Origin of the sequence: Pseudonocardia lacus, from assembly GCF_018531445.1 — a bacterium.
Taxonomy (GTDB): Bacteria; Actinomycetota; Actinomycetes; order Mycobacteriales; family Pseudonocardiaceae; genus Pseudonocardia; species Pseudonocardia lacus.
In genome coordinates this window covers 17,754-30,088 of record NZ_JAHDTH010000093.1, presented here as the reverse complement: position 1 = coordinate 30,088, position 12,335 = coordinate 17,754, and the positions used below count along the sequence as shown (strand labels likewise).

General features: G+C 74.1%; 10 protein-coding genes. 5 read left to right on the top strand and 5 right to left on the bottom strand.

Annotated features, from left to right (window positions below; translation table 11 throughout):
- Positions 1–362 precede the first annotated feature (362 nt).
- From KIK08_RS20000 to KIK08_RS19980, 5 genes are all read left to right on the top strand, one after another.
- Positions 363–731 (top strand): hypothetical protein, encoded by a 369-nt coding sequence (locus tag KIK08_RS20000; protein ID WP_214404725.1) that lies wholly within the window; start codon positions 363–365, stop codon positions 729–731.
- Entirely contained in the window at positions 716–1,183 is a 468-nt protein-coding gene (locus KIK08_RS19995) for a hypothetical protein (protein ID WP_214404724.1), read from the top strand. The genes KIK08_RS20000 and KIK08_RS19995 overlap by 16 nt, the downstream gene beginning before the upstream one ends.
- The gene (locus KIK08_RS19990; RefSeq protein ID WP_214404723.1) at positions 1,105–1,932 is read left to right on the top strand and encodes a CPBP family intramembrane glutamic endopeptidase; all 828 of its coding nucleotides are present in this window, start codon (positions 1,105–1,107) and stop codon (positions 1,930–1,932) included. The genes KIK08_RS19995 and KIK08_RS19990 overlap by 79 nt, the downstream gene beginning before the upstream one ends.
- A gap of 328 nt (positions 1,933–2,260) precedes the next feature.
- On the top strand, positions 2,261–2,746 hold the full coding sequence (locus KIK08_RS19985) for a DUF6933 domain-containing protein (protein ID WP_214404722.1): 486 nt from the start codon (positions 2,261–2,263) through the stop codon (positions 2,744–2,746).
- Between the two features lie 657 nt (positions 2,747–3,403).
- Entirely contained in the window at positions 3,404–5,815 is a 2,412-nt protein-coding gene (locus tag KIK08_RS19980) for a CHAT domain-containing protein (RefSeq protein ID WP_214404721.1), read from the top strand.
- A gap of 22 nt (positions 5,816–5,837) precedes the next feature.
- On the opposite strand, the gene KIK08_RS19975 is transcribed toward KIK08_RS19980, so the two are convergent.
- The 5 genes from KIK08_RS19975 to KIK08_RS19955 are packed head-to-tail and all read right to left on the bottom strand — an operon-like array spanning position 5,838 to position 12,327.
- Entirely contained in the window at positions 5,838–6,542 is a 705-nt protein-coding gene (locus tag KIK08_RS19975) for a Crp/Fnr family transcriptional regulator (RefSeq protein WP_214404720.1), read from the bottom strand.
- 9 nt (positions 6,543–6,551) lie between these two features.
- Complete coding sequence (locus KIK08_RS19970; RefSeq protein ID WP_214404719.1) at positions 6,552–7,904, bottom strand: hypothetical protein; 1,353 nt, start codon at positions 7,902–7,904, stop codon at positions 6,552–6,554.
- 12 nt (positions 7,905–7,916) lie between these two features.
- Positions 7,917–9,131 carry an OmpA family protein gene (locus tag KIK08_RS19965; RefSeq protein WP_214404718.1) on the bottom strand — a complete coding sequence of 405 codons (1,215 nt, stop codon included), beginning with the start codon at positions 9,129–9,131 and terminating at the stop codon, positions 7,917–7,919.
- Entirely contained in the window at positions 9,128–9,982 is an 855-nt protein-coding gene (locus KIK08_RS19960; protein WP_214404717.1) for a hypothetical protein, read from the bottom strand. Before KIK08_RS19960 ends, KIK08_RS19965 begins: the two co-directional genes overlap by 4 nt.
- Positions 9,979–12,327, bottom strand: a complete 2,349-nt coding sequence (locus KIK08_RS19955) for a hypothetical protein (protein ID WP_214404716.1) — start codon at positions 12,325–12,327, stop codon at positions 9,979–9,981. Before KIK08_RS19955 ends, KIK08_RS19960 begins: the two co-directional genes overlap by 4 nt.
- Positions 12,328–12,335 lie beyond the last annotated feature (8 nt).

The window sequence follows — 12,335 nt, the reverse complement described above, 5'->3', positions numbered from 1 at the left end:
CCGGCCCGCTCGCTGACCAGCGTCCTGCGCTGGAGCCTCTGGCGCCGCCGCCACCAGTTCCGCGCCCGCCGATGCCACTACCAGCGCCGACAAGAACAAGATCACGATCTACGGCTGTAGTACTAGGCCACCCGATTTCGCCGAACGGCCACGGTTGATCTGACAACTCGCTACCGTCGTCGCCGAGATCCCAGCCGGCCGGCATCGGAATCTTCCACACCCTGCGCCAACGCGGTTGGCGTGCGGTCGAGCGGTTTCGCCCGCTCATCCGATGCATTGTCCGACAAGGGAAAACCATGTGCGCGGAAGATGACTGCAGGGCACCCTCGCTGCGCGTCCGGCCTCGGCTGCGCGATGCCGTCATGGCTCTGGCCATTGCGCTCGTCGCGCTGACTGCCGGGTGCGCGGTCGAGGCGTCACCACCGAAGGGCAACTGCTCTCCGGGCTACGAGGCACCGAGCAAGCTGGGCAGTTTCTCGGCCCAGCAGCGGGGCCCCGGGGCCGCGATACAGTGGGGCATCTACCCCAACTACCCGGCGACCCGCTACATCGTCGACATCTTCGTCGGCAGGCAGAAGGTCGACGGGAAGAACCAGGCCTACCCACCGCACGGTTCGGTGTCGGCCAGGACGGTTGCCGGGAAGTCGGGCCAGGACTTCACCGCGTCCGGGCAGATCTTCGACGCCAAGGGCAACGTGCTGAACTTCCAGCTGAAGTGCGTGATCGCATGATCGATAGGAGCCGAATGGTGCGGGATGGTCTGGCGCTGATCCAGCAGCGGATCGAGCGGGACTTCGCCGAACCGCGCCTGCGCTTCCCCGGTCTGGAGTTCCGCCCGGTCGCGGAGTGGGCCCACGTGCAGCCTCCGGTGGACCCGTCCCCGACCGGCGCTGAAGGAAGCGACGACGACTACGTGTGCATCAGCGGCGGGCACTCGTTCCGGGTGAGCAGCGACCTCGGCGACGAGGAGATCGCCGTCGAGGTCGCCTCGCAGCTGCAGGACGATGCGATGGACCAGCTGGGAGCGCCATGGCCGAGCCTGATAGTCCCGGACGGGATCACAGCGGTGCTGGAGCCCCAGCTGAGTTCGGACGGCGTCGCGGTATGGGCGACGAAGGCCGGCTACAGCTGCCCGATCGGCCGTCTGCAGGCCGTCTTCGGGGCGTTGCACATGATCGAGTGATGGCGGGCGGCCCGGCCGGCGAGGCGCAGCGGCACCGCGCCGGGTGGGTCGCTGCGCAACTCCTGCTCGGGGTCGGCCTGGCCCGCCCGACGCCGCTGGCCATCGCAGCAGTGCTGGTGTGCCTGGCGGTGCTGGTGGTCCTCGTCCCACCCCTCCGGCTGACGATTGCCGCCCTGGCGATCGCGGTGGCAGTGGTCGCGCTCGTTCCGCAGAGTTGGCCGTGGCCCGCGTTGCTGGTGGGCATCGGGCTGCTCGCAGGGGCGCGCGGACGGCCGGACGGGCAGTTCGGGCCATCTCCCGGCCGTCGGTTGCTCTGGGCTCTGTGCATCGGCCTGCTCGCAGCGGGTGCCGTGACGCCGCTGGTGCTCGGCGCCGTCGATTCGGCACCTTCGGCGTTCCCCGTCCCACAGCCGCCGGTACCGGTCCTGGTAGCAGTGGTGCTGGGCGCAGCAGTGGTCAACGCATCGGCGGAGGAACTGTTGTGGCGGGGCGCGATCGTCGCTGCGGACCGCCGTCTCGGCCTCAGCTCGGGCACGACGATCGCGCTGCAGGCCGTCGGGTTCGGAGTCGCGCACCTGCACGGCATACCCGGCGGCCCGGTCGGGGTGATCGCGGCGGGGGTCTTCGGGGCGGCGATGGCCTGGCTGCGGATGCGCGCCGGGTTGGGAGCTGCCTTCGCGGCCCACGTGCTGACCGACATCGGGATCTTCTCGATCGTGGCCGCCACCGCGGTGTTCGTCCCTGGCTGACAGGCCGCATCGCTGGCCGAGATGCTCGGTCCCCCGCTGCACGGTCCGACCCGCTGAACGACGCCTGAGGCAACCGGGGACATCGAGGAGCGCTACTGCGACTGAGACGTGGTTCGACCGACTACATGGGACGATCGATCTTGCTTGCCCGCCTCGTGTGGCACGGATGTGCCATGAGAACGATCTTGAGGACGTTCCGGCACCTCGCTCACTTTTCATGATCGCGTGCCCGGCCCTGGCCAGCCGATCATGAACGCTCACAGGCTGCGCCGGTGCGGTCACGCACGGCCACGCGGCCGGCAACGACGCATCTGCGAGACTCCGGCCGATGGTGATCGTACGCGGGACCCGCCGCCTCCTGGACCGACTCGGCGGGCCGAGCGCGACGGAGGACGAGACGTCCACGACCGTGCTCGGTGACTGGTACGCCACCCTGCTCCGCAGGCGCTCGCCCGTCGCTCTGTTCGTCAACGAGGCGACACTGCTGCCCGTCCTGATTCGGCTCGCGCCGGCCCGTACGCTGGCGCAGCGGTTCCGCACCGCGACCGCCGAGACGCTGGCCGCCCACGGAATAGACCCCACCTTCATCGACACCGAGACCAGCCGCATGTCCCCGGTCGCGCTCGCCCCGACCGCCAACCGCAGCGTCGTCGGCATCATGAACGAGTTCACCTTCCTCGCCGACCACCACGGGATCGAAGACCTGGCCGAACTCGGCATGGTCCTGGCCCGCACACCCTGCAGCCCGCTCTACAAACGACACGTCAGCCCAGATCGGGAACTCCACGCCCTGGTCGACCAGCGCACGCCCTGAACGACTCGGCACAGACCTTCCGCCGAATGCGATGGCACTACGCCTCCGACACCGACTCCGCGCCGCCCACCCGGTGGAACCAGCCGATGTCACCCGGCCACGAGTACTCCCCTATCGCGATCGTCTCCCGCGCGATGCGCGCGACCATCTCCGCGCGCGTCCCTGTCCACGGCCGGAAGTCCGGATCCGCACCTCACCCGCGCCGACGTGCGAGACGCGGTTGTGCCTGCGCCGCGCGCTGGATGGCGTCGAATCCGACTCCGCGACGGTCCGCGAACGCTTCCGGCGCGAGCTGCTCGCCTGGCAGTGGGATGCGGTGGCCGAACCGGTGCTGCGGGAGCTGGGGCTCATCGAGCCGCCCGGACCAGGGCGTCCCTGGTCGCGCCTGTGGTGGTGCCCGGTAGGCGAGGCGAACCCACTTCCCTGGCACGCCTCCGGGCACCACGGCGCAGGCCGAGCCGACACCTGTCGCGCCGTGCTCGATCTGGTCGTCAGCTCCCGGCGGCGTTCACGGCCCGCTGGTCGAGCGGACCGCCGAAGCCCTGCATTCGGCGGCACGAGCCCGGCGAGCCGTCCGGCCGACCGATCCGGCACTGTGGGCCGCGCACGTCCACGCAGGTGCCTGACCGCCGCCCCTCCCAGGAAGGGACGACCCCCGTGTCGATTCTGCTCACCCTGCGTATCGGGCGACGCCTCACTCGGGCGCTCGCCGAGGCACCGGACGATCGGCTCCGTCTCGACGACAAGCTGTACGGGTTGGTCGTGCGGGCCCGGACCGAAGCGGCGCGCGAGCGGGAGCTGGGCATGTACAGCTTCTTCTCCCGGCTGCTCGGCGACCACCACGCCGCGACCGAGGACCCGTCCGACGCCCTGCGACCCTACGGCTGCGCCTACCTGGCCGCGTGCGCCGGCGGGGAGGAGACGCTCGACCGGCGCCGGCGGGCGGCCGAGGGGCTGGCCGAGGTCTACGCGAGCCTCGGACAGCACTTCCTCGCCGCGGAGTGCCTGGAGGACGTGCTGATGACGAGCGCGTCCGCGACGGACCCGGCCGTCGTCGAGGACCTGCTCCGCCACCTGGTCCTGGTCGATCCCGAGCCGGCGGTGCTCGAGGAGGTGATGCCGGTGTACGGCCGGCTCCGCCGGGAGCTGCCGCGCAGGTCGGCGGCCGCGTCCGCGGTGCTGGAGGTCGTCGACGCGAGGTACGGCACGACGCGGCGGCGCTACCGGGAGCTGAACCGGACGATGGAACCGGTCCTCGGCTCGATCGGCGGCGAGCTCTGTGCGGCCGTGCACCTCGCTCTGGCCGAGGCCGCGGCACGGGAGGGGTTGCTGCGCGCAGCGGCCGGCCACCTGGACCGGGCTTGGGGTGCCGCTGCGGAGCGTGCGCACCATCCGTGGCTGGACGCGCCGGTGCACGGCCTGGCCGCCCATGTCGCGCTGGCCGGCGGGCGGGTCGAGGAGGCTCTCGACCTGGCGCTGCGCGGATGGGCGAGCGTGGTCCCCGCCGTATTCCGGTGCAAGGACGACTTCTCCCGGCGGTTCCTGCAAGGGCTGGCGCGGCGCTGCGTCGAGGTAGCCGTCCGGTGCGCCCACCGGCTGGGTGACCGGCCCCTGCTCGTGGAGCTGATCGAGAACAGCCGGCTGCAGCTGGCGCCGCAGGACCAGGTCCGCGACGACGCGGAGGACGCCACCACCGAGGCCCCGGACTGGATCGTGGAGGCGACGATGTACGCCCACGGCAACGGCGCTGCCCGGGCCGGTCACCAGGCCCTGTTCTGCGGCGACTGGAAGACCGCACCGACCCGGCCGACCATCGTGACCTGCGGTGGCTCGCGGCGGCTGGCCGCCGCTGTGGCGCGGTCGGACCGGGCGGGGCCGGGTGGGACCCCCGTCGAGACCGACGCCTTCGCCGATCTCGCCGACCGGCTCCGCGCCGGGGCGGTCGTCTGGTCGGCGACCGTGCAGTCCGGCACGCTGTTCTGGGCCCTCACCGACTGCCGCGGGACGTTCGACGGCGGATCGGTCGACCTGGACCGGACCCCCCTCGGCGACTGCCTGGACGCGCTGCGCACGTCGCTGCTGACCGAGCGCGCCCACGACCCGACCTCCGACGCGCCGGCAGCACCACTGGCGCGGACGGACGTGCTGTCCGCGATGACCGACGAGGGGTGCGACCGGGAGGCCGAGATCACCCGGCAGCTCGCTGCGCTCGTCCCACACCCCCTCGCGCAGGCCGCGGCCGGGCGCCCGCCCGGCGACCCGCTGCCGGTGCTGTTCGGCGTCCCGCCCGAGCTCGCCGTCGTGCCGTGGGCGGTCCTGCCGATCAACCACCCGGACGCGGCGACGGTGCGCCTGGTCGAACGGGTCGAGCTCACCCTGCTGACCCCGACCGCGGTCCGGGCGTCGGTGCCGCGGGCCGGCGACCGGGACGCCGGTGGCCGGGCCGTCCGGCTGTCGGTCTGCAACCCGGCCGGCGACCTGCGGGAAGCTCCGCCCGTGCCCGCGGACGTCGTCCTCGACGGCGGTCCGCCGTCGGGTACGCCGGTGTCGCTGGCGAGGTTCGTCGAGGAGATCGACTCGACCCGCTGGCCGCCCGACGCCGTGTTGTTCGTCCGCAGTCACCTCGGGTCGTCGTCGAACGCCGGGTTCGTCGCCGACTCCGGGATCGCCTTCGCCGACGAGGTGCTCAGCGCCCGGCTCATCGCCACCCGGATGCCGGACGGCGAACCCCTGGTGCCGGTGCCCCGCCGGGTCGTGCTGGCGCTGTGCTCCGGGTCGGGTGCGGCCGACGCCACCGGGCTGACGCTGGGGATCGCCTCGGCGTGCCGGCTGGCGGGCGCGCAGGAGGTCCTGACGAGCAACTACAACGTCTTCGACACGACGTGGTGCAGCGGGTTCGACCACCGGCTCGCGAACGCCGCCACCCGGCCCGGGCCGGCCGCGGCGGCGCTGCGGGACCTGCAGCTGGATTGCCTGGACGAGTGGCGCTCGGCGCCGCAGCGGGCCCGGCGGTCCATCCGCAACAGCCCGACCCCGCTGGTCTGGGCCGCGTACGGGGTCGTTGTGTAGCCCCGCCCGCAGGGGCAGGCGGTCAGCGCCCGGCGGCGAGCGCGGCCAGCACGTGCGGGCGCAGCAGCAAGACCTCCCGGCGGGAGGTCCGGATCAGGCCGCGGTCCCGCAGGACCATGAGCGCCCTGGCCACGGCCCGGCGGGAGGCGCCCAACCGGTCGGCGATGTCCTGCTGGGTGAGCGGCACCGCGATCGCGACGCCGTCGGCGACGTCCCGGCCGTGCTCGGCGGCCATGTGGTGGAGGTACCCCGCCACGCGCTCGCCGACGTCGAGCGTCGCCAGCTCCACGCGGGCCGACTCGGCGTCCCGCAGCCGCGCGGACAGGCTCCGCACCGTGGCGACCGCGATCTCGGGATCGGACCGGAAGCAGGCCACGAACTGCTGGCCGGAGAGCTGGGCCACGTCGACCGGTTCGATGCTGCGCACGGTCGCGGTCCGGGGCCGGCCGTCGATCGCGGCGAGCTCGCCAAGCACGTCGCCGGGACCGCGCAGAGCCAGCAGCACGACCCGGCCGTCGGCTGTCGACTTGGACACGCGCACCCACCCGTGCAGGAGAACCAGCACGTGCGTGGTCGGGTCGCCCTCGTGCTGGAGCACCTCGCCCGCGGCGAACGACCGGCGCACCGCCCCGTCGAGCAGGCGGTGCCGGGCGGGCGGCTCCAGCCAGGCGAGCAGCGAGCCGTGGACGGCCGCGACCGGTGCGGGGGGTGGCGCGTGTCGGCCCATCCGCGATTCCTACCCCGGGTCGCCCGCTCCGGCCAGGTCGGCGGGCAGGTCGGTCGATCCGGCCTGCCAGGCGAGCTCGGCCATCAGCGCCGCGTTGCGCTCCTCGATCGGGCCCGGGTCGCCGCACGCGTGCTCGGCGTCCAGCACGTGCAGGGCGATCGCCGGCTCCGCGATGTCGAACAGCAGCGGGTAGCCGACGCCCCAGGACCCGTCGGCCAGTGGCCGGAACGCGGGGGCGAGGTCGGAGGCCCGGCCATGGCCCTCGCGCTCGTGCAGGATCTCCGTCCACGCGCGCCGCATCCGCTCGGCGACCAGGGTGCGGCAGCGCCCGATCTCGCCGCGCAGCCCGTCGTTCGCGCGGCCGAGCGCGACGAACGCCGCGTCCCGCGCGTCCTCCAGCGCGCGCAGGTCACGCTCGACCGCGGCGAGCTTCCTGCGCGCAGCCTCGTCGGCGCTGCGGTGGGGGTTGTGGTCGAGCACCTTGGCCGCGATCGAGGTCAGGGTGAACATCAACAGCAGCATGCCGAACAGGAACGGCGTGGGAGCAGCCGCGGGATCACTGCGCACCACCGCGAAGACGGCAAGCACGGTCACCACCAGCGCCCCGAACGGCAGCGCCACCCACCAAACCGGCCAGGGCAGGTCGTCCGGGCGGCGGCGCAGCACCGCGCGCCACCGGCGGGGCGGGCGCTCGGGTCGGCGCTCGACGTGCGAGCGGGCGCGCAACAGGCCTTCGGCGAGCCAGAAGCCAGCGAGCATCAGCGCGATGCCGATCAGCGCACCGGGCAGGTAGCTGATGACGTACTGGACCCAGTCGGCGGCGTTCTCCGGCGTCTCGGGCAGGCCGATGAGGAAGCGGAACGCCTCGCCGAAGTAGACCGCGTCGTAGAGCGCCGTGGCCGGCACCGCGACCCAGAGCAGCGGGCGCGCCCAGCGGGGTCGGTGCCGGCGGTCCTCGGGACCGTCGTGGCGGTGCCTCTCCTCGACGGCGTCGACCGCGGCGCGCGCCCGACCCAGCCGGTTGCCGCGGACGAACCGCTCCAGGGCGTCCACCGCGCGGACGCCGCCCTGCTCGGCCTCGCGCACCGCGGCGACGGCGGCGTCGACGGCCGGGCGGGCGTCCTCGAGCAGCCCGGAGGCGTCCACCGCGGCCGTGGTGAGCCGGGCCGACTCGGCGTTGGTGAGCTGCAGGCGATCGTAGTCCTCGCGGGCCCGGCGCGGCTGGGCGGCGGACACGTCGAGGTCGGGTCCGCAGTCGACGCCGGGCGGGCAGCGCTGCGGCGGGTAGAACGGCGCGGCGGTGGCCGACAGCACCGCGCGGCCGTTGGTGGGGGGACGCTGCTCGGGGATCGGTCCGGTCACTTCAGCCTTCCGTCAGCCGGGAAGCACGACGATGTCGACCCGTCGGGTGCACTGTCGTTGCTCGGGTGTGGGGGTCGCTTGCGCCGTCGGGCAGCCGGGTGCGGTGCCGGCGTTGCCGTGCGGCGTCGCGGCGACGCCGTGCGCGGCCAGCTCCGCGCTGACCGCCTCCGCGCGCCGCGTGGCCAGGTCCAGGTTGCCCTGCGGGCTGCTCTGCGCCTCGGTGTAGCCCTCCACGACGACGTCGGCGCGGCCGGACCGGGCGATGTCCGCGGCGGTGACCGCGAGCAGGTCGCGTCCGGCCGGGGAGATCTCGGCGGAGTTGGGCGTGAAGAGCACCTCGGTGTCGAGCCCGACGGTCACCACCCGGTCCGGTGCCGGGAAGACCACGACCGGATCGGCGACCCCCGGCTCGGCCGGCCGGGTGCCCGCCGGGGCGAAGCCGACCGGGTCGACCGAGACGTCGCACCGCGCCGCCCCGAGCCCTCTGCCGCAGATCGTCCGCCACAGCTCGGCGAGCCAGAACAGCTGCGACGAGCTGAGCTGGGGCTGGTCGTCGGCGGGGTGCCCGACGCCCACCAGGTCGACCGCTAGCCCGGTCAGCGGGGTCCCGAACTCCCCGGACCCGGCGCAGCGGTCCAGGACGCCGGCGATCGCCCCGGGCGCCCCGACCGCGACCGCGGTGAGGTCGGCGCACCCGACCGTAACCAGCCCGTCGGTCACCACGGTCACGGTCCGCTCGGCTGCGGTGCCGAGCCGGCCGGCGGCGATCCGGAGGGCACCGACGACGTCGGAGCCGGGTCGGCGGGGACCGGTCGCCTCGGCCTCGCGCAGCAGTGCGGTGAGGCAGCCCTTGGTCGCGGGCCGGTCGGCCGCCTGCTTGTCCTCGCGGCGGTGGCGGTTGGTGCGCAGCTCCGGTCCCACCCACTCGACCGAGGACGCCGACCCGTCGAAGGCGCCGATGGACACCACCGCGGTCGTGCTGGTGAGCGCGTCGAGCACCGGTTCCAGGGCCACGACGTAGTCCGGGGCGCCGCTTCCGCCGTTCTCGCGCGTCGACCCGGACCGGTCCAGCAGCAGCACGTGGTGCGGGGCGTCGTCGGGCACCTCCTCCCACATCCAGGCGCACGGGTCCGCATCGACCGGGACGGGCGTCTGCACCAGTGCGCAGGCGCCGAGGGCGGTGCAGCCGATGAGCAGCAGGCCGACCGCGGCGCAGCGGTTCCTCACGGCGCCACCTGCTCGGGCTCGTCGTCGTAGAGGTCGATCGGCAGCACGCTGCCGGCCGGCCCGACCTTCTGCTCGAACGCCCGCAGCGCCTTGTCGTAGGCCGCGGCCATCTCGTAGAGGCCCAGGTAAGAGTGCGCGTCGGTGGCGTTGCGCAGGACATCGGCCAGGTCCTGCGCGGTGGCCCGGCGCCGCGTCGCCAGCCCGTCGACGGCGACCGCCACGTTCCGGTCAACGAGCGTCGCCGCCTGGATGGACAGCGGGTTGTCGCCGAACTTGACCAGCAGCGCCCGCCAGGCCGTCAGCAGCGCTTCGACGTCGGCGACCTGCTGCAGCCCGACGCGGTGGCGCATCGTCATCTCGGCCACCTGCTCCCACAGCGGCAACTGCTTGTCGATCAGGCGCTGGTCCGGGACGACGCGGGCGATGCCGTAACAGGAGACGGCGCCGTCGTCGTAGCACCAGGTGTCGCGCAGGACCCGGTTCATCGCCTCCTCGGCACGCTCGGGCTCGTGCGGCTGGTGGTGGCGGCCCAGCACCCAGATCTTGCCGAACACCGTCGAGGAGGCGCTCTCGTGCAGCGCGGCCGCACGCTGGGCGAGCTGCTGTTCGGACCAGCCCCGGGCCGTGTAGACCAACTCGTGGTGGACGGTGAAGGTGAACACGCTCCCGGCGGCCGGCACGACGGCCGGCACCGGGACCGTGAACCGGAACGAGACCGGGTGCTGCTGCGGCTGCGGCGGCCGGTCCGGCTGCGGGGGCCTGTCGGGCTGCTGGTCGTCGCCGCGGATCCACCGGGCGAGCCGGGTCCACCAGCGCTCGCGTCGGTGCGGTCGTCCCGCCGGACTGGTCATCGCCGGGTCCTCCTCAGTTCGTCGCCCAGCCGGGCGAAGGCGGTCGTGCCGGGGTGCTGGCGGCGCCACTGGCGCAGGTAGAAGGTCAGCGCGCGGGAGCGCAGCGCGGTGTCGGAGAGCAGGTCGGTGGCGAACTCGACCGTCCGGGCGGCCAGCGCGGGGTCGTCGTCACCGCGCACCAGCCAGTCGGCGAGGATCTCCCAGGCGCGCACGGCGGTGATCGCCTCGCTGAGTGCCCGTCGCCACAGCGACCGCAGGTCGGCGGCGACCGCGGGGTCCCGCGCGGCCAGCACCAGCAGGGCCGGCCACGTCTCCTCGCCCGGGCTTCCGTCGGGCCGGGCGAGCCGGTGGGCGAGGAACAGCACCGCCCGCGCGGCCTGGGCGTTGGGGCCGCGCTCGCGCGACTGCACCCAGCCGTGCAGCTCCGCGAGGACCGCGGGGCCGTTGTCGGGCCAGCAGATGGCGGTGACCGCCATGGCGATGGAGGGGTAGCGGGTCTGCTCGGGCTTGCGTGCCAGGTGGTGCAGCCCGGCCAGCGCCTCCTCGGGGAACAGGCTGCCGATGCTCGTGCCGTAGGTGCGCGCCGCCGCGTCGTTGAGCCGCTCGTTCGGGCTCACGCACCAGTCCAGCAGCTGGCGGCGCACCCGGGCGGTCATCCGGCGCTCGTCGGCCAGGAACTCCATCGCCCAGGCCGCGGCGTCGCGCCGGGCGGCCGTGCCGACGGCCCACGGCCGGATCACGCTCTGGTACACCTCCGAGTAGTTGGACGTGGCGAGCAGCCCGGCCGCCGTGGCGGCCCGCAGCCGCACCCGATCGCGCGGATCGCCGCCGAGCCAGCGGATCCAGCCAAGCAGCGGCTCCCGGGCCTGGTCGAACTCGCTCCACAGCACGTCGAGGACGGCGCGCCCAAGTGCCGGGTCGACCGTTCGCGCGACCCGCTCCGCATCGGACGCGTTGGCGTCGTCGTGCTGGGCAGCGGCGCGCATGGCCGCCGGGATGAGCACGTCGACGCCCTCGTCGAACAGCCGGGCGGGTTCCGCCTCGACCTCGCGGCCCGGGTTGGTCACCGACCAGAGCTGCTCGAAGAGCCCGGCCGCGGCCTGGAACACGACCGTGAGCGGGTTGTCGTAGAAGACGGCGTAGGCGACCCGGAGCGCGACCCTGCGGACCTCCGCGCGGGACACGACCGTCTCCCCCGCGTTGCGCATGGCCTCCAGCGCCGTGCGGCGCAGGCCCGAGTCGATGAGTGTGAGCGCATCGGAGAGCGGTGCCTCCGCCCGGCCGACCTCCACGAGGCGGCGGGCCAGCCCGGCCAGCGCCGCGGGCAGCGGCGCTCGCCCGGTCACGAACTTGTGCACCTGCTCGTCGGCGAGGCACTTGTCCACGAACGGGTCCGCGCAGCCGTCCGGTCCGCACCGCCGCCCGCAGACCAGCACGCACAGGTGCCGGCGCAGCACCGAGCCGGGGTCGGGGATCCCGTGGCCGACCGCGTAGGGCCGTAGCGACTCATCGACCTCCCGCGCCGGCGGTGCGATGACCACCAGGTGGGTGCCCGCGGGCAGTTGCGCGCGGAGCTCGACCAGCAGCGACCGGCTGACCAGGTCGCCCGGACCCAGCTCGAGCACGTGCCCGCACCCGACGACCAGGACGGGATCGGCACCGGGTGGTTCCGGGCCGCAGAGCCGCTCCAGCCGCCCGTCGGAGGCCAGCATGACCAGCCGCAGGCCGCCGGCACCGCCGACCTCGGTCAGCGCGGCCAGCGCGGTCGCCGTCCGACCGCTGCCGTCCGGCCCCATCAGGTGCACGACCCGGTGCTCGGTCAGCACGTCGCGGATCTGCCCGTACTCCGGGACGGGGACGTAGGACTCCAGGATCGGCCCGACGAACTCCGCCGGCAGCAAAGCGGCGCGGGGGGTGTCGACCTCCCCGGCCTGCGGCCCGAACATGTTGACCGTGCCGGCGGCGAACCCGCGCCCGTGCGCGTGGACGTCCCGGGTGGCGCTGCTCGCCGTGGAGCCGCCGGAGAAGGTCGCCCGGAAGCTGTCCTGCGATCCCCACCGGTTCCGCTCGCCCAGGCGCATGCGGCGGTGGGCCTCCGAGTCGCGCGCGGACTCGTCGGCGCGCGAGTCGACGCGGACAGGCTCCTCCGCGGCGCCGGGACGGTCGCGATCTGCCGCGTCGTGCCCGGAACCGGCATCCGGGTCGGGCCGGTCGGGGCCGGCGGACGGCTGGTCCTGGGCAGGTGCCTGCTCGGACGGCTCCTCGATGGCCGGGATGGCGGCTGCCGGCTGCTCCGGTCCCGGTTCGCCGCCGTCACCGTGTTCGGCGGCCTGACGCTCGTCCATGGCCCGTC

Bases quoted from the DNA above. Each gene is read 5' to 3' on its own strand.
- KIK08_RS20000 (WP_214404725.1), top strand. From the start codon at position 363: ATGGCTCTGGCCATTGCGCTCGTCGCGCTGACTGCCGGGTGCGCGGTC.
- KIK08_RS19990 (WP_214404723.1), top strand. From the start codon at position 1,105: ATGGGCGACGAAGGCCGGCTACAGCTGCCCGATCGGCCGTCTGCAGGC.
- KIK08_RS19985 (WP_214404722.1), top strand. From the start codon at position 2,261: ATGGTGATCGTACGCGGGACCCGCCGCCTCCTGGACCGACTCGGCGGG.
- KIK08_RS19975 (WP_214404720.1), bottom strand. From the start codon at position 6,542: ATGGGCCGACACGCGCCACCCCCCGCACCGGTCGCGGCCGTCCACGGC.
- KIK08_RS19960 (WP_214404717.1), bottom strand. From the start codon at position 9,982: ATGACCAGTCCGGCGGGACGACCGCACCGACGCGAGCGCTGGTGGACC.
- KIK08_RS19955 (WP_214404716.1), bottom strand. From the start codon at position 12,327: ATGGACGAGCGTCAGGCCGCCGAACACGGTGACGGCGGCGAACCGGGA.